Origin of the sequence: Parabacteroides distasonis ATCC 8503 (genome assembly GCF_000012845.1) — a bacterium.
GTDB lineage: Bacteria > Bacteroidota > Bacteroidia > Bacteroidales > Tannerellaceae > Parabacteroides > Parabacteroides distasonis.
The window spans coordinates 4,329,230-4,350,910 of record NC_009615.1 but is presented as its reverse complement, the minus strand read 5'-3'; the positions used below and the strand labels follow the sequence as shown (position 1 = coordinate 4,350,910).

At 46.8% G+C, this 21,681-nt stretch carries 17 protein-coding genes and 3 tRNA genes; 10 read left to right on the top strand and 10 right to left on the bottom strand.

The window, feature by feature from the left end:
- Positions 1 to 44: 44 nt before the first annotated feature.
- A tRNA-Arg gene (locus BDI_RS17775) sits at positions 45 to 116 on the bottom strand.
- 187 nt (positions 117 to 303) lie between these two features.
- Positions 304 to 1,029 carry a DNA repair protein RecO gene (gene recO / locus BDI_RS17770; protein ID WP_010182204.1) on the bottom strand — a complete coding sequence of 242 codons (726 nt, stop codon included), beginning with the start codon at positions 1,027 to 1,029 and terminating at the stop codon, positions 304 to 306.
- 77 nt (positions 1,030 to 1,106) lie between these two features.
- Between recO and BDI_RS17765 the strand changes: the two genes are divergently transcribed.
- From BDI_RS17765 to BDI_RS17725, 9 genes are all read left to right on the top strand, one after another.
- Positions 1,107 to 1,511: a DUF2721 domain-containing protein gene (locus BDI_RS17765; protein ID WP_005859368.1), complete on the top strand. Its 405-nt coding sequence runs from the start codon at positions 1,107 to 1,109 to the stop codon at positions 1,509 to 1,511.
- Between the two features lie 116 nt (positions 1,512 to 1,627).
- A tRNA-Glu gene (locus BDI_RS17760) sits at positions 1,628 to 1,699 on the top strand.
- Positions 1,700 to 1,740: 41 nt separating this feature from the next.
- A complete protein-coding gene (rpsT, locus tag BDI_RS17755) occupies positions 1,741 to 1,995 on the top strand; it encodes a 30S ribosomal protein S20 (RefSeq protein WP_005859369.1) in 255 nt (84 codons plus the stop codon).
- 68 nt (positions 1,996 to 2,063) lie between these two features.
- A tRNA-Glu gene (locus BDI_RS17750) sits at positions 2,064 to 2,138 on the top strand.
- A 171-nt stretch (positions 2,139 to 2,309) separates the two neighbouring features.
- Positions 2,310 to 4,265, top strand: a complete 1,956-nt coding sequence (gene gyrB, locus BDI_RS17745; RefSeq protein WP_012056068.1) for a DNA topoisomerase (ATP-hydrolyzing) subunit B — start codon at positions 2,310 to 2,312, stop codon at positions 4,263 to 4,265.
- Positions 4,258 to 6,042: a gamma-glutamyl-gamma-aminobutyrate hydrolase family protein gene (locus BDI_RS17740; protein WP_012056067.1), complete on the top strand. Its 1,785-nt coding sequence runs from the start codon at positions 4,258 to 4,260 to the stop codon at positions 6,040 to 6,042. The genes gyrB and BDI_RS17740 overlap by 8 nt, the downstream gene beginning before the upstream one ends.
- A gap of 22 nt (positions 6,043 to 6,064) precedes the next feature.
- A complete protein-coding gene (locus tag BDI_RS17735) occupies positions 6,065 to 7,915 on the top strand; it encodes a fused gamma-glutamyl-gamma-aminobutyrate hydrolase/peptidase (RefSeq protein ID WP_009016922.1) in 1,851 nt (616 codons plus the stop codon).
- Positions 7,916 to 7,928: 13 nt separating this feature from the next.
- Entirely contained in the window at positions 7,929 to 8,918 is a 990-nt protein-coding gene (locus tag BDI_RS17730) for a M20 family metallopeptidase (protein ID WP_005859373.1), read from the top strand.
- A gap of 12 nt (positions 8,919 to 8,930) precedes the next feature.
- Complete coding sequence (locus tag BDI_RS17725; RefSeq protein ID WP_005859374.1) at positions 8,931 to 9,356, top strand: SufE family protein; 426 nt, start codon at positions 8,931 to 8,933, stop codon at positions 9,354 to 9,356.
- A gap of 117 nt (positions 9,357 to 9,473) precedes the next feature.
- Here the strand turns inward: BDI_RS17725 and BDI_RS17720 are convergent, their stop codons facing one another.
- The 5 genes from BDI_RS17720 to BDI_RS17700 form a co-directional block, all read right to left on the bottom strand.
- Positions 9,474 to 10,073 carry a ribonuclease HII gene (locus BDI_RS17720; RefSeq protein WP_005859375.1) on the bottom strand — a complete coding sequence of 200 codons (600 nt, stop codon included), beginning with the start codon at positions 10,071 to 10,073 and terminating at the stop codon, positions 9,474 to 9,476.
- 73 nt (positions 10,074 to 10,146) lie between these two features.
- Positions 10,147 to 10,545: a VanZ family protein gene (locus BDI_RS17715; RefSeq protein ID WP_010182212.1), complete on the bottom strand. Its 399-nt coding sequence runs from the start codon at positions 10,543 to 10,545 to the stop codon at positions 10,147 to 10,149.
- A gap of 2 nt (positions 10,546 to 10,547) precedes the next feature.
- Entirely contained in the window at positions 10,548 to 11,762 is a 1,215-nt protein-coding gene (locus BDI_RS17710; protein ID WP_012056066.1) for a cysteine desulfurase, read from the bottom strand.
- 131 nt (positions 11,763 to 11,893) lie between these two features.
- The gene (locus BDI_RS17705; protein ID WP_012056065.1) at positions 11,894 to 13,309 is read right to left on the bottom strand and encodes an arylsulfatase; all 1,416 of its coding nucleotides are present in this window, start codon (positions 13,307 to 13,309) and stop codon (positions 11,894 to 11,896) included.
- A gap of 24 nt (positions 13,310 to 13,333) precedes the next feature.
- Complete coding sequence (locus BDI_RS17700) at positions 13,334 to 16,501, bottom strand: TIM-barrel domain-containing protein (RefSeq protein ID WP_012056064.1); 3,168 nt, start codon at positions 16,499 to 16,501, stop codon at positions 13,334 to 13,336.
- Between the two features lie 173 nt (positions 16,502 to 16,674).
- On the opposite strand from BDI_RS17700, the gene BDI_RS17695 reads away from it, so the two are divergent.
- Positions 16,675 to 18,522 carry a glycoside hydrolase family 13 protein gene (locus BDI_RS17695; protein WP_012056063.1) on the top strand — a complete coding sequence of 616 codons (1,848 nt, stop codon included), beginning with the start codon at positions 16,675 to 16,677 and terminating at the stop codon, positions 18,520 to 18,522.
- Between the two features lie 102 nt (positions 18,523 to 18,624).
- Here BDI_RS17695 and BDI_RS17690 read toward each other — a convergent pair whose 3' ends face one another.
- The 3 genes from BDI_RS17690 to sufC form a co-directional block, all read right to left on the bottom strand.
- The gene (locus tag BDI_RS17690) at positions 18,625 to 19,461 is read right to left on the bottom strand and encodes a GNAT family N-acetyltransferase (protein WP_012056062.1); all 837 of its coding nucleotides are present in this window, start codon (positions 19,459 to 19,461) and stop codon (positions 18,625 to 18,627) included.
- 111 nt (positions 19,462 to 19,572) lie between these two features.
- The gene (sufD, locus tag BDI_RS17685; RefSeq protein WP_012056061.1) at positions 19,573 to 20,925 is read right to left on the bottom strand and encodes a Fe-S cluster assembly protein SufD; all 1,353 of its coding nucleotides are present in this window, start codon (positions 20,923 to 20,925) and stop codon (positions 19,573 to 19,575) included.
- Positions 20,918 to 21,673 carry a Fe-S cluster assembly ATPase SufC gene (gene sufC / locus BDI_RS17680; RefSeq protein WP_005859388.1) on the bottom strand — a complete coding sequence of 252 codons (756 nt, stop codon included), beginning with the start codon at positions 21,671 to 21,673 and terminating at the stop codon, positions 20,918 to 20,920. The genes sufD and sufC overlap by 8 nt, the downstream gene beginning before the upstream one ends.
- Between the last annotated feature and the right edge of the window lie 8 nt (positions 21,674 to 21,681).

The window sequence follows — 21,681 nt, the reverse complement described above, 5'->3', positions numbered from 1 at the left end:
GCATGAACAACGAGCTTGTGGAAATACATCTAATATTCATATAGTAGTCTCGCCGGGAATCGAACCCGGATCTAAAGTTTAGGAAACTTCTATTCTATCCGTTGAACTACAAGACCAACTCTTTTGAGATTGCAAAAGTATAATCTTTTCCTCAAATAGGCAACCGTTATCGGATGTTTTTCCCGCCTATCCGGAAGCTTCTCATTATTTCCGAAAAAACATGTACGTGTTTCCGGAAAAACATGTACGTCTTTTTCAAAAAACACGTACGTGTTTTCAAGAGCTAATATAACATCAAATAGATCAATCAAATAAGCTTTGCATCACCGATAACGATTTGATTTCCGGAAAATCCGGGAGATGTAGACGGTAATACTCAAGAATACGATGAATAATACGGGCCCGCTCTTGCCGGGAAAAACCATAAAGCGACATATTCTCAAAACTGATACGCAGCAAACGGGAAAAGAAAGCGCTCTCCACCTTATTTAAATAATGCCGATGCATCGGGATATGATCCGTAAACACCCCATTCAACATATCGAAATAATATCCCACCCTATGCGATTCCATATTCGGGAAAATACCGAGATGGTGGAGAAGACCTAACAAGAAAACCATATGAAAATTAGCGATACCTTTATCCGCATACTCCAATAGATGTATGGACTCGTATAAATAATCAAATAAACGGGGATCCGGCTCCGTATCTTTCACGACCCTAAAAAGAACCTCCGAGAGGAAAAGCGCCAATACATTCTTAACCGGATCACAACAAACATCATTCAGCGGAAAACAAATGCGGGTCTCCTTAATCCGGTGCAAGTCCCGCTTATTCAAGTGCTCCACCTCCATTTCCAGAACGGACAAAGGTATAAACAAAGCCTTCGATACCGTGCTTTTCTTCCCTCGGCTACGACTAACCAGATACGAGGCCCGGCCAAACGCCTCCGTATACATATATATAATAGAATATTTATCATTGTAAGGGATCGTATGCAAGACAATCCCCCTCGTTTTACACAACATAATTCGTATCTTTGCGACGATGATTAAGAACAAAGATACTCAAATTAACGTTATACATATAATTAAAGTATAGAATTATGTTGGACTTAACGACCCCTTCTTTATTATTTTCCGCCATATCATTGATATTGTTGGCCTATACGAATCGCTTCCTTTCATACGCCAGCGTAGTGCGTGCCTTGAAAGAAAAGCATCAGCAAACCCATGACCCCAAGGATATCGCCCAGATAGCGAACCTGCGGAAAAGGCTCTATCTGACCCGTTCCATGCAAATATTAGGAATACTCAGTTTGCTGCTCTGCGTGATCGCTATGTTCTTCATTTATGTATCGTGGCAGGTTTTCGCCGCATGGATATTTGGCATAGCCTTATTGCTATTAGCGGCGTCGTTATGTGTATGTATCTGGGAAATAAATATTTCCGTTAAAGCCTTGGAAATTCATCTGGAAGATATAAGTTCTAAAGAGAAGTTAAAACAGTGAGTAGCATTAAATTTTCCTTCGAAATGTTTTGCCAGTTCAGAGAGATCGTCTATCTTTGCACTCGCAATCGGGAAATCACTTTCTTAGAACGCTATAAGTGAGAGCTTTGACATTTTGGCCCATTCGTCTATCGGCTAGGACGCAAGATTTTCATTCTTGAAAGAGGGGTTCGATTCCCCTATGGGCTACAATAAACAGGATTAAAAAACAATAAAGAGAAGATCTAGAAATGGCAAATCATAAGTCATCAATCAAGAGAATCAGACAGACAAACGCAAGACGTTTGCGTAACAGATATTACGCAAAGACAGCTAGAAACGCTATGAAAGTTTTGCGCGCTACTGAAGACAAGAATGAGGCACAAGCTTTATTCCCTAAGGTATGCTCTATGTTGGATAAGCTTGCAAAAAAGAACGTTATCCACAAGAACAAGGCCGGTAATCTGAAATCTAAGTTGGCTAAGCACGTTAATGCGCTAGCATAAGCAGAAGGTAATTACTTTTACAAGTATAAAGCCGGACTCTCAATAAGCCCGGCTTTTTTAAACCTAATGGCCCATTCGTCTATCGGCTAGGACGCAAGATTTTCATTCTTGAAAGAGGGGTTCGATTCCCCTATGGGCTACCAACCAAAAGGAGAGAGATAAGTTCATGGCTTATCTCTCTCCTTTTTTATTATACCCGTCCTTTTTTCGCTATTTTCACATCCCCCACTTCGCTATCTCGATAAAAATCACTACATTTGTTAGATTTTTTTTGAGGACATAGATAATTACAGATTTTAAAGAAAGATAAACTCATGAGTGAAGAAATTAAGAATACTTCTACAGAGTACTCCGCAGATAGTATTCAAGTACTTGAAGGGTTAGAGGCAGTACGAAAAAGGCCATCCATGTATATTGGCGATACCAGCGAGAAAGGTCTCCATCACTTAGTGTATGAGGTCGTAGATAACTCCATAGACGAAGCGCTAGCCGGATATTGTACATACATCGACGTGGTAATCAATGAGGACAACTCGATCACGGTTACCGACGACGGCCGTGGTATCCCCGTGGATATTCATGAGAAAGAAGGTAAATCAGCTTTGGAGGTAGTATTGACGGTGCTGCACGCCGGCGGTAAGTTCGACAAGGGAACCTATAAAGTATCCGGTGGTTTGCACGGTGTGGGTGTATCTTGCGTAAACGCCCTCTCTACTTATCTGAAAGCGGAAGTTCGCAGGAACGGTAAAGTACATATGCAGGAGTTCTCTTGCGGAAAGCCGTTGCACGACGTACAGGTTATCGATAATACGGATAAAACAGGTACTACGATCTCTTTCAAGCCGGACGGTTCTATCTTTACGGTCACGGAATACAAGTATGATATCTTGGCTACCCGTTTGCGTGAATTAGCGTTCTTGAACGCTGGTATTACGCTACGTCTGACAGATAAGCGAGTTCTGAAAGAAGACGGTTCATTCAAGTCCGAGGTATTCCATTCGGATGAGGGATTGAAAGAGTTTGTCCGCTATATCGACCGTTCTAAAGAGAAACTGATTCCAGACGTAATCCATATCGTTACCGAGAAGCAGGGTATCCCTGTCGAGGTGGCGTTAACTTATAATACTTCTTACAATGAGAGCGTATTCTCTTACGTAAATGATATTAACACGATAGAAGGTGGTACACACTTAGCCGGTTTCCGCCGTGGCCTGACCCGTACGTTGAAAAAGTACGCCGAGGATTCTAAATTATTGGAGAAAGCCAAGGTGGAGATTCAAGGGGATGACTTCCGTGAAGGTTTGACCGCCGTTATCTCTATCAAGGTAGCCGAACCTCAGTTCGAGGGACAGACAAAGACGAAGCTGGGTAATAGCGAGGTTACCGGTGCAGTGGATATGGCGATCGGTGAGGCGTTAGGCTATTATTTGGAAGAACATCCGAAAGAGGCGAAAATAATCGTCGACAAGGTGATCTTGGCCGCTCAAGCCCGTCATGCCGCTCGTAAGGCTCGCGAATTGGTACAACGCAAATCTCCGCTGACAGGAGGTGGGCTTCCCGGTAAATTGGCGGACTGTTCCTCTAAAGACGCGTCGATCTGCGAATTGTTCCTTGTCGAAGGAGACTCCGCAGGTGGTACGGCTAAGCAAGGACGCGACCGTAACTTCCAAGCGATCCTACCATTGCGCGGTAAGATCTTGAACGTGGAGAAAGCGATGGATCATAAGATCTTCGAAAGCGAGGAAATCCAGAACATCTATCGCGCGATGGGCGTAACCGTCGGTACGGAGGATGACCCGAAAGCGTTGAACATGGAGAAGCTGCGTTACCACAAGGTGATTATCATGACCGATGCCGATGTGGACGGTAGCCACATCGCCACATTGATCTTGACCTTCTTCTTCCGCCGTATGCGTTCCTTGATCGAGAACGGATATGTGTATCTGGCGACTCCTCCCCTCTATTTGTGTAAGAAAGGTAAGGTTGAGGAATACTGCTGGACCGAGCAACAACGTCAGCAGTTCATCTTAAAATATGGAGGAGGCAACGAGAACTCGATCCATACACAACGATACAAAGGTTTGGGAGAAATGAACGACCATCAATTGTGGGATACGACCATGAACCCGGAAAACCGTACGTTAAAGCAGATCACGATCGACAACGCAGCCGAGGCTGACCAAATCTTCGCCATGTTGATGGGTGAAGACGTAGGCCCTCGCCGCGAGTTTATCGAGGAAAACGCTACATATGCTAACATAGATGCTTAAAATCATGAAAGTCCGTCGTCCGAATCTAGAGGCCCTATACAAAGAAGTTGATAATTATATACCGGCTAAAGAAAGCCTTCAACCTCCCCGAATAGGAATATCCGCTAACCGGAGAGACGGACTTTCCTGTATAGCCGAGACCTACGTGCAAGCCGTGCTGGACGCAGGGGGAGCCCCGGTACTTATCCCGGTGATCACGGATCTGAAAGCATTGACCGTACTGGTTTCCGAACTAGACGGATTAGTTATGAGCGGGGGTGGAGACATCAATCCGCTCTATTTGCATGAGGAGCCTATCCCGCAATTGCAAGACGTAGATACGTTACGTGACGAATACGATTTGATATTGCTTCGCTTGGCCGCTAACCGACAAATTCCGATCATGGGTATTTGCCGGGGGCATCAGATCATGAATGTAGCGTTCGAAGGAAGTGTCTATCAAGACATCCATTCACAAGCCAATCATGCTCTATTGAAACACAGCCAGACATTGGCTCGGGAATATCCGTCGCATACGGTAACACTCGAACCGGGAATGAACCGCCTACGTACTATTTTCAATGGAGAAGAACAAATCCTTGTCAACTCTTTCCACCATCAAGCGGTAAAAGAGGTCGCCCCCGGATTTAGAGCGACAGCGACCGCCCCGGATGGAATCAATGAGGCTATGGAACATACGGAGAAAACGATATTCGGTGTACAATGGCATCCGGAGGCCATGGCTCCGCAAGGGGATGAGGCCATGAAAGCCCTATTCGCTTACCATATCGAGAATGCCCGCCGTTTCGCAAAAGCCAAAGCGATCCATCAACGGATCGTGACGATCGATTCCCATACAGATACCCCAATGATCTTTCCCGGTGAATTTAATATCGGGGAGAAAGAAGGAGGGAAAGTGAATCTTCCTTTTATGGAAGAAGGGCGTATCGACGCAACCTTTATGGTCGCCTATATCCCGCAAGGTAAACGAGATGAGGCATCCTTACAGGCAGCGACAGCGTATGCGATAGAACGGCTGAATCAAGTAAAACGCCAGCAAACCTTACATCCGGACCGGATGGTTATAGCGACTACCCCCCAAGAGATCCGGACGATTAAGGCGCAAGGGAAAAAAGCGATCTGCCTCGGCATCGAGAACGGGTACGCTTTAGGGAAGCTGGTCGAAAACCTACGAATGTTCAAGGAGATGGGAGTTTCTTATATCACCTTATGCCATAATGGGGATAACGATATTTGTGATTCCGCTAGAGGAAAACAGGAATGGAAAGGACTAAGTCCTTTCGGTAAGGAAGTGGTAAAAGAGATGAACCGATTAGGAATCATGGTTGATATCTCGCATGCGGCGGAAAGTACCTTTTATCAGGTACTGGAAGTGAGCGAGACGCCAATCATAGCCTCCCACTCTTCCGCACGTGCGCTTTGCGATCATCCCCGCAATTTAACGGATGATCAACTGAAAGCGCTGGCCGCTCAAGGGGGTGTCGCCCAAATCTGCCTATACAAAGGATTCATCAATAAGGAAGAGGAAAAAGCTTCTTTAAGCGACGCTATCCGCCATATCAATCATATCGTGGATTTAATCGGTATCGATCATGTAGGAATCGGCTCGGATTTTGACGGAGACGGGGAACTGATCGGTTGCTCGGCTACCAATGAGTTGATTAACATTACCGTCCGACTTTTAGAAGAAGGATATACAGAAGAAGATATACGGAAAATATGGGGTGGGAACTTGCTAAGGGTTATGACCGCTATACAAGATTTTCCAAACAAATAGCAAACGAAAACAACTACATATTATGAAAAATATCTTATACACAGCAATATGCGCCTGTAGTATCTTATGTGGAGCACAGGCACAGACACCCGGATCGGAAGTCCCCAACTTAAAAAAGCTATATGAGTTGACAGACTCTTGCGATGTAAACGTGCGGGCACGATTCTCCCCATTGATCGGGATTTCCGCCAGTATCTCAAGTGGTGCTTCCCGGGTAGGGGCCACCTATATCCAATCCATCGTAAAGGCAGGGGGAACTCCGATTATCATCCCGGCTGTTACTGACGGTAAAGTACTCAGGAATATCGTATCGAATTTAGACGGGTTAGTTCTTATAGGAGGAGCGGATGTAAACCCTCTATGGTATGAGGAGGAGCCTCGGGAAAAGCTGGAGGAAGTCGATCCGGTACGCGATTTGTATGAGTTGAAACTAATCAAGATGGCTACCGATCAAAATATTCCCGTCTTAGGCATATGCCGGGGATTGCAACTGTTGAATGTAGCGTTTGGCGGTACGCTTTACCAAGACATCCCCTCACAACGTGGCGATCATTCTGTCAAGCATAGGCAAGATTTACCCAGTTCGTATGGCTCACACCGTGTCTTTGTTGACGCGAACTCACAGCTAGCCTCTATTCTAGGGAAAGATACCTTAGCCGTAAACTCTCTTCATCATCAAGCGATCAAGGAGTTGGCGCCTATCTTCAAGGCTACCGCTTATGCGCCCGACAGTATTATCGAGGCTATCGACGCTTATCCGAATCGATCCATCATGGGAGTTCAATGGCATCCGGAAGCGTTGACTTACGGAGGCGACACTACGATGTTAAGGATATTCCGCCATCTGATAGGAAAGGCCGAGACTTTCCACCAAGCCAAAGAGATGCACAAGCATTTCCTTTCCGTAGATACACATACCGATACTCCTTTCTGGTTCAAACGTGCCGGATTCAGCATCGCGGACCGGGAACGTAACCGGGTAAACATCCCTAAGATGCAAGAAGGGAAACTAGACGGGGTGTTCCTTGCGGCCTTCATCGGACAAGGTAAACGTGATGAGGTCTCTTTACAAGAAGCCGTACAAAAAGTAACAGGCTTGATCGAAGGTATTCGCAAGCAAGCTGAATTGAATAAGGATTTATGTGGCATCGCCGTTACGAACCAAGACTTCATCCGCTTGAAGAATGAAGGGAAAAAAGCGTTCTTTATCGGTATAGAGAATGGATACGGCATTGGTAAGGATCTGGCGAATATCGCTAAGTTCAAGGCGATAGGTGTCAATTATATCACGCTCTGCCACTCCTACGATAACGATATTTGCGACTCATCCACCCATACCAAGAAAGAATGGGACGGTTTAAGTCCGTTTGGTGAAGAGGTTGTGAAAGAGATGAATCGCCAAGGTATCATGGTGGATATGTCTCATGCCTCTGAGAAGTCATTTTGGGATGTTATCAAATTGTCCAAGGCCCCGATCATCTGCTCGCATTCCTCATCCATGGCGATGTGCAAGCACGACCGTAACCTGACCGACGAACAACTAAAGGCCCTTGCCCAAAATGGAGGCGTAGCGCAAGTTTGCTTGCTCGACCGCTATATCAATGAGGATTATAAAAACGCGAGCCTTACCGACGCGATCGAACATATCGATCATATGGTGAAAGTCGCCGGTATCGATCATGTAGGTATCGGCTCTGATTTTGATGGCGGTGGCGGAATTATCGGTTGCGAAAGTGACAACGATTTCATACAGATCACTGTTAAATTAATAGAGAAAGGATATACAGAGGAAGATATCGCCAAGATATGGGGTGGAAACTTGATGCGTGTATTAGACGAGGTTCAAGCGACTGCCTCCGTAAAAACATTATAAACAAAACAGATTTATGATCAGATTATTTTTTGCGTTATTGAGTTTTGCTCTTTTATCATGTGGAGCCAAAGGAACCAAAGAGACAGGTAATATGCCGGAGATCAAAAAACAACCGATCGCCTCAGCTGTTCCCGATTTCAACGCAGACAGCGCTTACGCCTATGTAGCGAACCAAGTCGCTTTTGGTCCCCGTGTACCTAACACGGCGGCTCATAAAGCATGCGGGGATTACTTAGCATCTGAATTGAAGCGCTTTGGCGCCAAAGTCTACCAACAGGAAGCGATACTGACCGCCTACGACGGAACGAAGCTGGAAGCGAGAAACATCATAGGCTCGTTTGATCCGGAGAATAGTAAACGTGTTTTACTATTCGCGCATTGGGACAGCCGTCCCTATTCGGACCACGATCCCGATCCTTCCAAGCACCGGACCCCATTGGACGGGGCGGACGATGGCGGTAGCGGCGTAGGTGCCTTATTGGAGATCGCCCGCCAAATCGGACAAAAAGCCCCGGGTATCGGCATCGATATTATTTTCTTCGATGCGGAGGATTATGGTACGCCGGAGTTCGTAACCGATTATACACCGGATAGCTGGTGCCTAGGTACCCAGTTCTGGGCAAAAAATCCGCATGTCCCTAATTATACGGCGGAATACGGAATCTTATTGGATATGGTGGGCGGCAAGAACGCCACGTTTTTCAAGGAGCAACAATCCTTACGTGCGGCAGCCCCGATCGTCGAGATGGTATGGAGCGCGGCCCGCGATCTGGGATATGGCAAATATTTCATTAACGCCGCAGGTGGAGCCATCACAGACGATCACCAATATGTGATTAGCGGACGTAATATCCCGAGTATCGACATCATTAACTACGACCCTGAGTCTAAAACAGGTTTCGCCAGTTATTGGCATACTCAAAAAGATAATATGGAGAATATAGACCGTGAGACTCTAAAAGCTGCCGGTCAAACCGTACTGGAAGTAATATACAATCGATAAAATACTGATAAAATGACAATCAATGAACTTCAAGACAATGTAATCGAAGAATTCTCAGTCTTCGATGATTGGATGGATAAATATGCGTTATTAATAGATCTGGGAAACTCCCTTCCCCCGCTCGATGAGAAATATAAAACGGAAAGCAACTTGATCGAGGGTTGCCAAAGCCGGGTTTGGTTCCAAGCGGATTATGCAGATGGAAAGATTATTTTCCAAGGAGAAAGCGACGCCGTGATCGTAAAAGGTATCGTATCCCTTTTGATCAATATCCTATCCGGCCATACCCCGCAGGAGATACTGGATGCCGATCTTTACTTTATCGACAAGGTAGGATTAAAAGAGCATTTATCCCCTACTCGTTCCAACGGGTTGGTAGCGATGGTGAAGCAAATGCGTCTGTACGCAATGGCTTACCGGGCAAAGGAACAACAATAAAAATAGGTGTTTTCACACGTATATAGGCACGAGCCGATACGTATATACGTGTAAGCCTACACCGATATAGGCATAGCCTCATACGTATATACGCATAAGGTTATGCCTATATACGTATTAAAAACCTAGTGTAAGCTGCTCCGGTAAAAGCGTGAATGTCTTGCGATGATAAGGCGTGATTCCGTGGGTACGAATCGCTTCCCTGTGGACCTTGGTAGGATAACCTTTATTGTCCAGCCAATGATAAGCGGGGTATTCCAAGGCCAATTCATTCATATAATCATCACGATAGGTTTTAGCCAATATAGAGGCGGCGGCGATACTCAGGTATTTGCCATCGCCTTTTACTACGGTCGTATGCGGAATATCGGGATAAGGGGTAAAACGGTTTCCATCGATCAATAAATGTTCCGGCCGTACTTTCAGTTGCTCGATCGCACGATGCATAGCCAAGAAAGAAGCCTTTAAGATATTAATCTTATCGATCTCTTCCGGACTGACGATGCCTACCGCCCAAGCGATCGCCTCACGTTCGATGACAGGACGAAGCTTATACCGTTTCTTCTCGCTTAATTGCTTGCTATCGTTTAAATCCTCATTCTTAAAATCTTCCGGAAGAATCACGGCGGCGGCGAATACCGCACCCGCCAAGCAGCCTCTTCCCGCCTCATCACACCCGGCCTCTATACGCCCGGTTTCCATATATGGTAATAACATATCCCAGTTTATTATTTATCGTATATATAGCTTTGTAGAGACGGAGCACGCCCCGTCTCTACAAGGTTGTACATTATTTTTGCTCATTCACAATCCAAGGGCGAAGCACGAACCAAGCGAATGCCGTAGCGGCGATCACCCCGCAAGTATTCGCCAAGAAATCAAACCAATCCCCACCCCGGTACGTCGTACAATATTCTTGCAATATCTCAATAATCCCACTCATAACGATCGGGCATAAAACTGCCCCGATCCAAGCATGCCATAATACCGTCTCATACTTCCGGTGATTCCGCAAGAACTCCAGCCATAGCATACCCGACATCCCCCCATACATACAGAAATGAACCACCTTGTCCACACCCGGGAATAAAGGGATATCATCCATCTTCGGCGGCTTAAAGAACGACAAGTAAATAACGACCAATATAATCGCCAGTGAAAACGGATATTTCTTAATATAATACATCATACTCAAAACATCTTCCGAACTCGTTCCACACCTGCGATGAACGTATCGATCTCCTCTTTCGTATTATAAAAGGAGAAAGACGCCCGCACCGTACCCTCGATTCCTAAGGCATGCATCAAAGGCTGGGCACAATGATGCCCTGTACGAACCGCTATTCCCAGACGGTCCAGCAACATCCCCATATCGTAATGATGGATATTACCCACCAAAAAAGAAAGCACCGCTCCTTTATGATCCGCTTGTCCAAAAATACGCATCCCTTCAATCGTATTTAATCCAGCGGTCGCATATCGTAGAAGCTCATCCTCATAAGTAGCTATATTCTCTATACCGATCCGGTCTACATACCGCAAAGCTTCCGCCAACGCCGTACTACCAATATAATCCGGAGTTCCCGCCTCGAACTTAAAGGGAAGTTCATTAAAAGTTGTCTTCTCGAACGAGACCGTAGCGATCATCTCGCCTCCTCCCTGATACGGAGGAAGTTTATCCAACCACTCCTCTTTACCATACAAGACCCCGATACCCGTCGGTCCGTAAATCTTATGCCCGGAGAAAACATAAAACTCCGCATCCAAGTCCTGCACATCCACCTTCATATGCGGAACGGCTTGAGCCCCGTCTATCAACACCGGCACGTCTTGTTCATGAGCGATCTCGATCATCGCCTTTACCGGATTCACCGTACCCAAGACATTAGACACATGAGTCACGGAAACCAAACGAGTCTTATCCGAGAATAATTTACGATACTCATCCAGATTCAACTCCCCTTTCTCATTCATCGGGATCACCTTCAACGTAATACCTTTCCGGGCCGCTTGTATCTGCCAAGGAACGATATTGGAATGATGCTCCATCACGGACACGATCACCTCATCCCCTGCCGACATACATTCATCCGTAAAGCTGGAAGCGATCAAATTAATGGATTCCGTAGTTCCCCGGGTAAAAATAATCTCATTCGAGAAACGGGCATTCAAGAAATGCTGTACCGTTTTGCGAGCCTCCTCATGCGCCTCTGTCGCCGCTTGGCTCAAGAAATGTACGCCTCGGTGGATATTAGCGTTTACGTTATAATATCCATTCTCTATCTTTTCTACCACTTGACGAGGTTTCTGGGTAGTAGCACCATTATCGAAATATATCAGCGGTTTATCGTATATCTTATGATCCAAGATCGGAAAGTCTTTTCGGATCGCTTGAACGTCTAACATAGTCTTACTTCTTTTTGTCTTAAAATTACGAGAGCCAAAGATACAAAAAAAAGGCTTTCTCGCTGAAAGAAAGCCTTTTTTATCATTACCTAACAGATATTACGCCTACACTTTATTCTCTTCTCGCACGTTTACTTTTCTCTTCCAAAGTTAAAGTACGGAGACTCTATGCGGGCGTTGTCCATCAAGACTGCCAGTTCTTTTACCTTATCGGGATATTTCTCCGCCAGATTTGTATCCTCGTGTATATCATTACTTAAATCATACAGTTCCAATATAGTCTCACCCACGATCGGTTGCCGGATTAGTTTCCATTTACCGGAGCGTAATGCTTCCCGGCCATTCAACTCGTGAAATTCCCAATATAAATAATCATGGGCCTGTTGATCTTTCTTTGATAACAAGGTTGGTAAGAAAGAGATTCCATCCGTCTTCTCGGGCAAAACCGTACCTGTAAGTTCTGCCAATGTCGGCATGACATCCCAGAATGCGCTTATATGATCCGATTGGGCTCCGGCCTTGATCGTACCCGGGCACCATGCCACCATAGGTATACGGATGCCTCCTTCATATACATCCCGTTTGATCCCCCTAAAAGGTCCGTAACTCTTGAAAAAATCGGGATCAGCTCCACCCTCATGATGCGGGCCGTTATCGCTGGTAAAAATCACGATCGTATTCTTATCCAAACCTAACTCTTTCAATTCAGCCATTACATCCCCCACGTATTTATCCAACCGGGAGACCATGGCGGCAAAGGAGGCCAAGGGCTTCTCCGAGGTGTTATAACCGCCATACACTTTATCAAACTTACCAATATAAGGAGTCTCCTCGAATGAGTTCTCGTACATCTTATAAATAGAATCATGCGGAAGATTCAATTCCGCATGAGGCAGCGTATAAGTAAGCATCGCAAAGAATGGTTGCTCCTTATGATCCCGGATGAACTTCAATGCTTGCTCATGAATCAAATCTTGTGAATATGTCTTGCAAGCATTGTTCTCGTTTTCAGGAAAAAGAACCTTCTCCTCATTATGCCATAAATGATCCGGATAGAAGGAATGCGACTGCCGTTGGCAATTATACCCATAAAACTCATCGAAGCCCATCTTATTGGGAATGGAGACAGAGCCCGGATTTCCCAATCCCCATTTACCAAAGATACCGGTCGTATAACCGGCCGATTTCATTAATTTACCCAACGTATAGGTATCCTCCCGCATCGGCTGTTGGCCTTCGGGCGTGATCTCCCGGTTTCCCCGGACTTGCGTATGTCCCGTATGCAATCCGGTCATCAAGGAGCAACGGGAAGGGGCACTCACCGTACATCCGGCATAATGCTGCGTGAACAACATTCCCTCCTTCGCCATCCGATCGATATTGGGCGTCTTGATAATCTGCTGGCCATAACAACCCACATCGCCATATCCTAAATCATCCGCTAAGATATACACAACATTCATAGGACGCTCCGGAGTTTTTTCGCAACCGGACATTCCGACAAGCAGCAATGTCCCGGATATACATAAAGTCAATTGTGTTTTCATATACCTTTAAAATAAATAGAAGTGTTAGAAACCAATTACAATCTTCTGATCCTGATTCGTAGACAAGCGGTTCGTCCGTACCTTAACCCTTCCCATACGATCCGAGGCATCGAAGTACCAGCCTTCTTGTCCGGCATTGAACGCTTCGGGGGAGATGGCAGATAGGGGCTTTTCGGCTACGGTTACGTTTGACGGGCTGGATTCTGAGCGGACATCCAATAGGTAAGTACGCTCTTGGTAACGTCCTTTATAATCTCCTTTCGCTTTCGCTATATCCACGGTGATCGTTCCTTTCTCACCTTTTGGGGAGGAAACAGAGATTAAGGTACGGGCAAACTCGCCTTTCTTATAATCACGGGTGAGACCGTCATCCTCATATAAATTGAAAGAGGTGTTTCCGTAGGGATATAAGTCCAAGGTCAAGACATCCGCAGGTTTCTCGCCTACATAATTCATATCCGGATACATCGGGATAATGGCGCCTTGACGGATAAATACCGGGCAAATATCCAGTTTAGCCTCATATTTATCCAACCACTTGCCACCCTCGTATTTCTTTCCGGTCCAATAGTCGTACCATTCTCCGGCAGGGAAGTAGATACTGTCGCGTACGTTCTTCCGGGTATATACGGGGGCAACCATCATCCACTCACCACTCATGAACTGGTATTGGGTAGTCGTATCACGGGTAACCACGTCGTCCGGGAATTCCAATACCATCGCACGAGCCATCGGTACACCGGTCATATGCGCCTCATGGCAATAGGTATAGGCGTACGGGTTCAGACGCATCTTCAGCTTTAAGAATTTACGGTTGATATCCGTGTACGGATGCCCATATACCCAAGGCTGACGGTCGGCATCTGCCCAGCCACTCATGGTCATAAAGATCGGGGTGAAGACCTTCCATTGCAAGTCGCGGGTATAGGTTTTCGGGGAACCGCCGAAGATACCGTCCACATCGCTAGTAGCGGCGTTCATAGCGGAAAGGCCGGCACCCGTGATCGTCGGGATATGGTAACGGATATAATCCCAGTTGCTCACTTGGTCACCGCTCCATACCGTAGAATACCGCTGAGTTCCGGCCCAACCGCAAACAGCCCATACGAAGCCTCGTTCGTTCGTATTGCTCTCGATCCCCTCGAATGCGGATTTACAGCCGTTCAAGGCAAACTCATAGCCTTCTCCAACCCAAGCCACATCCAATTTACACAGGCGGGTACCACATTTACCAACCTCGTAGGCGATCTTATCCACACCATTCTCTGTCCACAAGCCCGTATGGAAGCCTCGTTTACCTAATTCCGTCACAACAGAATCCAATTTCACATAGCCGCAACCATAGCCATCGTTCGGCAAGATCCAGCCACGGGGCATATCATATTCCACATATTTATCAGCAACTTGGCTGATTACGTCCGGGGTGGATTGAGGCCATCCGGTGCGCTGTTCCCCTTTGTTATAGCAGTCGGCATCTCCCATCGTAAGCATCCACATCGCCGGCATAAAAGGTTTTCCGGTGATATCCGTATAGTCGTTCAATAGGTCTTTCAAGGAAGGGCCGTAGAAGTAGAATGCGTCAAAGCGATTCTCGTTATGCGTCAACTGACTGGTGAAGCCCATCAGCTTAAAGCCATCATCATAGTTCTTGTCCAACATCTCCGTGCCGTTGAAGGCATAATGTCCCGGGGCAAACGTATTGCGGAATACGCCATATCCTTTCGTGGACATATAGAAGGGAGCCGGGTTAGAGGATTGATCCTCATCCCAACCGGTCACCTCGATATCCGCTTCCTTCCCAGCGTATGAGAAATTACCTTGTTGCATACCGCAACCGTAGAAATCCTCATCACCGCTACGGCGCATCGTTTGGGTCGTTTTTAGTCCGAAGGCAAGTGGTTCGGCCTCCTCGTAGATCACGGCACGGTTATTCTTGTCATACATGGCGAAACGAATAGGGTTCTTATAGACACGTACGACACATTGGGAAGTCGTGAACTTATAATAGCTGCCGTTGTCGGCCATGGAGACTCTCGGGTTCTTTACCCCATAATCTACAACGATCGAGTTTGCCGCCGGATTGGTATACTCCCCATCCGGTGCCAACCAGATACGGAAGATATCATCCCGGTAAAACATCAACTTAACCTTAGCGTACCCGGAGACGAACTCATATTCCGTGTTGCTGATCTTATTGAACTTCGTCAACTTACCCAAGTTCATACGGGCGGCGAACAGGTTCGCTTTTAATATGTTGTTTGACGAACGCTCATCCTTCGGGTATTGGATAGCGAACTCTATTTTATAGGAGCCCATCTGGGTTAGGTCGGTAGCAGGGAAAGCTACCTCATATTCCTCTTGTTTAGCGATCGGATGCCCGGAGGCGGTTACCGTGGCGGTTAGTTTCTGACCGTTGTTTAAAGAGGCGGTTACCGTGAAATCCTCGTCTACGGGCTGGGAGCCAACGTTCTTCAGCTTCACTTTCAACACGTCTTCCTTCGTGAACGTATTCCCGGTTTCTTGGTGTGAGGTCACTTTCTCCAAGGCCAAGTCATGCGCGAAAGGCTCTGTCAGCTCAATATCATCGACCATCCAATACCAAGAGAAGATATCCCGCCAGAAGAAACGCAAGTAGACGGTTTTCTGATTCGCGGCTACCTCGCTGATGTTGATCTCCTCGTTCACCGGGGCATGAAGCTGGGTAGCGGCGGGGATCTTATCCATCACGTTATACTCTTTCCAATTCACCCCGTCGTTGCTGACGCCTACCCAAAGGCCGGCACGTTTTCCGGTGAACCAATTATTCCAACGAAACAGGTGCTGGAATTTCAATACCACATCGTTCTTTCCCGCGCAATCGATAGCGCTGGTCTGGAAATAGCCGTTCGGGTATTCCTCCCGTTGATTCCACTTCGTGATCTCCTCCCCGGTGACTACGCCCGGCCGGAATTGCATATGATAGCCACGGCTCGTAGATGCGATGGGAGGTGCTTGTTGCTCGAACTGGAAAGAGCCGGGATAAGGCTGATCGGTTACAATCCATTCACACTTTGCCGATTTCGTTGAATCGACAATCATCCAGCCGTCGGGTAATTTCCCGGCGGAGAAATCTTCTTTCCAAAAACTTTGTTGTGCGGACAGGGAGGAAACGCAACCTGTCAGAAACATGGATACAATTAGACTTTTTATCATTTGAATTAGTTGATTAGATTTAGGCAGTAAAGATAGTCTTAATTTACGAGGGTTCGCAAACGTTCGCGTGATTTTTATTCCCTTTTCGCCGGGCGAAAGCGTGTTATTATCAATGGAATCCTTCTATCTTCGCGTATGTACAACCTTGTCATATAAATCAATAAACATATATCATGAACAGACATTTATTCTTGAGCCTTTTACTGGCCCTTTTCGCTTCCAGTACGCTTTCAGCCGATAACCTTAGAATCGAGCCGACCTTCTGGTGGAGTGGTATGAAGAACCCGGAACTCCAGCTGATGGTATACGGTAAGGATATCGCCGGATATCTCCCTAGCGTGAAATATCCCGGCGTACAGTTGAAAAGCTCGGTAGCGTTGGAAAGCCCGAATTACCTATTGATCTATCTGGACGTGGAAAACGCCAAGCCCGGCAGGTTTGATATCACGTTCACGAAGGACAAAAAGAGTTTCAATTACTCGTATGAGTTGAAGGCCCGTAAACCGAACGCCGATCGGATCAAGGGGTTTGACTCTTCCGACGTGCTTTATCTCATCATGCCGGATCGTTTCGCGAACGGAGATCCCTCGAATGATCAAATCCCGATGCGCACCGCTTATAAGGTAGACCGTAACAGCCCGAACGCCCGTCACGGAGGCGACTTGGCCGGTATCGAACAGCATTTGGATTATATCGAGGATCTGGGCGTTACCGCTATCTGGCTGAACCCGGTATTGGAGAATGACATGGAGGGAGGCTCTTATCACGGATATGCCACGACGGATTATTATCGGGTAGACCCACGCTTCGGCACGAACGAGGATTACGTCCGCTTGATCGAGAAGACGCACGAGCGGGGCATGCGTGTCGTAATGGATATGATCTTCAACCATTGTGGAAGCGATCATCCTTGGATGAAAGATATCCCTAGCCACGACTGGTTTAATAATCTCGATAACTACGTGCAGACCAACCACGATAAAGAGGCTTATTTCGATCCTTACGTGTCGGATTATGATAAGGAGACGATGCTGAACGGCTGGTTTGTCCCGAGCATGCCGGACTTGAACCAAAAGAACCCACATGTAGCCAAATACCTTATCCAGAACTCTATCTGGTGGATCGAGTATTGCGGCGTGGATGGTATCCGTCAAGATACGTATCCGTATGCCGACGTGGACATGATGCGGAATTGGTGCACGGAGGTCATGAACGAGTATCCGGAGTATAACATCGTAGGCGAAGCGTGGATGAACTACACGATCGGTTCCGCTTATTGGCAGAAAGGCAGCCGGTTGAACTTCGGGCAGGATACCGAGCTGAAATCGGTAATGGATTTCCGCTTGATGGGTATCGCGAGCAAGGCGTTCCATGAGGAGACTGGGTATTCCGGAGGCTTACACACGATCTTCGAGCATATGTGTTATGATTATGTATATCCCGATATCTATAACGTATTGCGTTTCTTGGAGAACCATGATACGGATCGTTTTCTTCCCTCCATGCCTAAGTCTGTCGATGATTTGTACGCATTCAAGCAAGGGATGACATTCTTGTTGACGATCCCCGGTATTCCCCAGCTCTATTACGGGCAGGAGTTGCTGATGAATGGCACCAAGGAGAAGGGAGACGGATATATCCGTCTGGATGTTCCCGGTGGCTGGCCCGGCGACAAGGTGAATCAATTCGAGGCATCCGGTCGCAGCGAGGTACAAAATGACGCATGGAATTTCCTCCGGACTTTATTGAAATGGCGCAAGGGCAACGCTGTCATCGCTAAGGGTAAGATGAAACATTTCATGGTGAACCAAGGTGTCTACGTGTACGAGCGCAGTCTGGATGGCCGAAGCGTATTGATCTTGATGAATGGCAGTGATAAAGAGGTGAACTTGCCGTTGGCACGCTATGCGGAAGTATTGCGAGGTAAAACCTCCGGAAAAGAGATATTAACCGGAAAGGAGATTCCATTGGGAGACGAATTATCCTTGGCACCGAAAGGGATCTTCGTGCTGGAAATGTGATACCATTAGCCCCGATGATTTTTCATTCGAGGACCTATTTATAGATTACTAATAATTAAATCGGGAGGTTTAAGAGACCTCCCGATTTTCTTTTCACATATACTATTTTAATCTCTTTTCAAGAATCAATCGATGCCTGCATTGAATGCCGTTCTCCCAGATAGGCTCGGCATAGTTCCGCACGAAATAATCACGATCTACGGCTACCAAATCGAAGCCTTCCTGTTGATAAAGCATCATCGGGCCGACGGCTGAGGTTCCGGTACAAATACGCAAAAGCTCGACATCTTGAGCCGGAGCCCATTTATCAGATACATGCCGTAATAGTTTCCGGGCGATTCCTCGCCGACGGAAGATATCCGCCACGGCAAGATTCATGATCTCCGCCTTACCACCCTCCTCCTTGCGAACCACGATCACGCCGGCAACGGAATTTCGTACCGTAGCGATAAAGCAATCCGAATCCTTTAGGTAAACCTCTACTTTCTCCCGATCCGGATCGGCTTCCAGCAGTAACTCATAAGGAGGGAATAAAGCTGCTTGTATCTCCGGCTCCCCGTTAGCGACGATCTCTACGATATTTCCGTCAGGATCTCGGATCACGCCCTCATAGTAACCATCCCCAGAAGTGCGGGTCTCACCGGCGATCGTGTATCCATCCATCCGGAAACGTTCGATCATTTGATCCACTTGCTCCTTCTTATCCGCATGAAAGGCCAGATGAGCCAAGCCGATATGATCCTTGTCGTAAGCCTCAGTAATATCCTGCCGTTGCATGATCTCCAAGGCGGGGCCACTCTCGAAAGAGACGAAATAAGAGGCGAATCCTTTTTTCGAATTCACATATTTCTCGTTACTCTTACCATTAAAATACTTTACATAGAAATCCCGTAAACGTTCCAGATGATTCGTCCATAGGGCGATGTGTGTTAACTGCATAAGTTGGAGGTTTTAATTTGTCACTGCCAAAGATACGAAAAATCAGACATGGTTCCCTACATGATCGTCGGGATAATCCATGCCTGATTATAGTTTTCCTCTTATTCGCAATTATTTACAAATCCGGCAACCGGCGCATTTAGCCAGTTCACCGCGGAAACGTTTCTCTACCAGTTTATGCAAACGGTCTTTCAACGCCTCCAAGCGTACATGGTCGATCACGTCGGAAGTGAAAGCCACGCTCAATAACATACGGGCCTCGTCACGCGGGATACCGCGGCTTTGCATATAGAACAAAGCGTTCTCATCCAACTGACCGGTCGTCATACCGTGCGAGCATTTTACGTCGTCCGCATAAATCTCCAGTTGCGGCTTGCTGTACATACGGGCCTCACGGGTAGCGCACAGATTACGGTTCGTCTGGTAAGCGGCAGTCTTCTGGGCATCCTCTTTCACCAAGATACGTCCACTGAAGACACCTACGGCATGATCATTCAGTACGTTCTTGAACAACTCGTTGCTGGTACAATTCGGAACCGCATGGGTAATATGGCTATAGGTATCCATCTGTTGCTCCTTGTCCAGAACGGACATACCGCATAAGGTAGACTCGGCATACTCGCCATTCAGTTCCACATAATAATTGTTGCGAGTCAAGCCATTCGTCAACGTAATACCGTTTACCAAGACATTGGTCGAGGCCGCCTGCTTTACGTGTACGGAAGAGAAACGGGTCGTAGACTCGCTGCTTTCTTCCAAATCATAATAATCAAAGCGAGCACCTTCCTCCGCGAAAATCTCAACCACTTGAGTCGCCAAGAATTTCACGTCATCGATACTATGATCGCAAACCAATAGCTTCGCTTCCGAATGAGGTTCCATAATCACCAGGACACGACGGTTCGCCATCGTATCCACATCATTACGGAATATATTCACTAATTGGATAGGACGCTCAACCACGACATTTTTCGGTACATACACCACAAAACCATCTTGAGCCAACATCGTATTCAATGCGATAATACCATCCTTGCTACTCGGCGCCGCCTTTCCGTAATACTTGGAAGCGATCTCCGGATATTGCTCCGTAAAAGCCTTCAACCCTCCAGCATACACGCCTTCCGGCAAATGTGCTTTCGGTAAGTCCTTATCGTAAAACGTATCGTTCACGACAAAGTATAACGATGTGCTCAAGTTCGGTACGTCACAACGGAATACGTCATAAGGATTCACCGGGATAGCGACCCGGTTGATATTTAAACCGTAATCCGGAGCGAACGCTTGGGCTACATCCGTATATTTATAATCCTCGCTTCTCGTGGAGGGGAATCCGAGTCGCTCAAAGTTCGCCAAGGCATCAGCCCTAAGGGCATTCATCACCGGCGTACTATGACGACATACCAGATCCTCACATTGGGCGAAAAGATCGATATATTGTTGCTCGGCCTTCATATTACTCATCTCCCATCTCTTTCTTGATCCAGTCGTAACCTTTCTCTTCCAGTTCCAAGGCCAATTCCGGACCGGCGGTCTTCACGATACGGCCTTTGTAAAGCACATGAACCACATCCGGCTTGATGTAATCCAGCAGACGCTGATAGTGCGTGATTACGATAGCGGCATTCTCCGGAGTCCTCAACTGGTTCACGCCATGCGCCACGATACGCAAGGCATCGATATCCAAACCACTATCCGTCTCATCCAAGATCGCCAATTTCGGCTCCAGCATCGCCATCTGGAAGATCTCGTTCCGTTTTTTCTCTCCACCGGAGAAACCTTCGTTCACGCTACGGCTGGCCAGTTTATTATCCAGCTCGACGATCGCACGTTTCTCACGCATCAATTTCAAGAAGTCCGTAGCCGAAACCGGTTCCAGACCGTTATATTTACGGTGCTCGTTCAACGCCGCACGCATAAAGTTCACCATACTAACTCCCGGGATCTCGACCGGATATTGGAAGCTCAAGAAAATACCCTCACGGCTACGATCCTCGGGAGAAAGATCCAGCAGATTCTTACCGTTGAAGATAACCTCTCCTTCCGTTACCTCAAAAGCGGGATTACCTACCAATACACTACTTAACGTACTTTTTCCGGAACCGTTCGGTCCCATGATAGCATGTACCTCACCCGCTTTCACCGACAGGTTGATACCTTTCAATATCTCTTTGCCATTTACGTTGGCATGTAAATTCTTAACCTCTAACATCTTTTCTT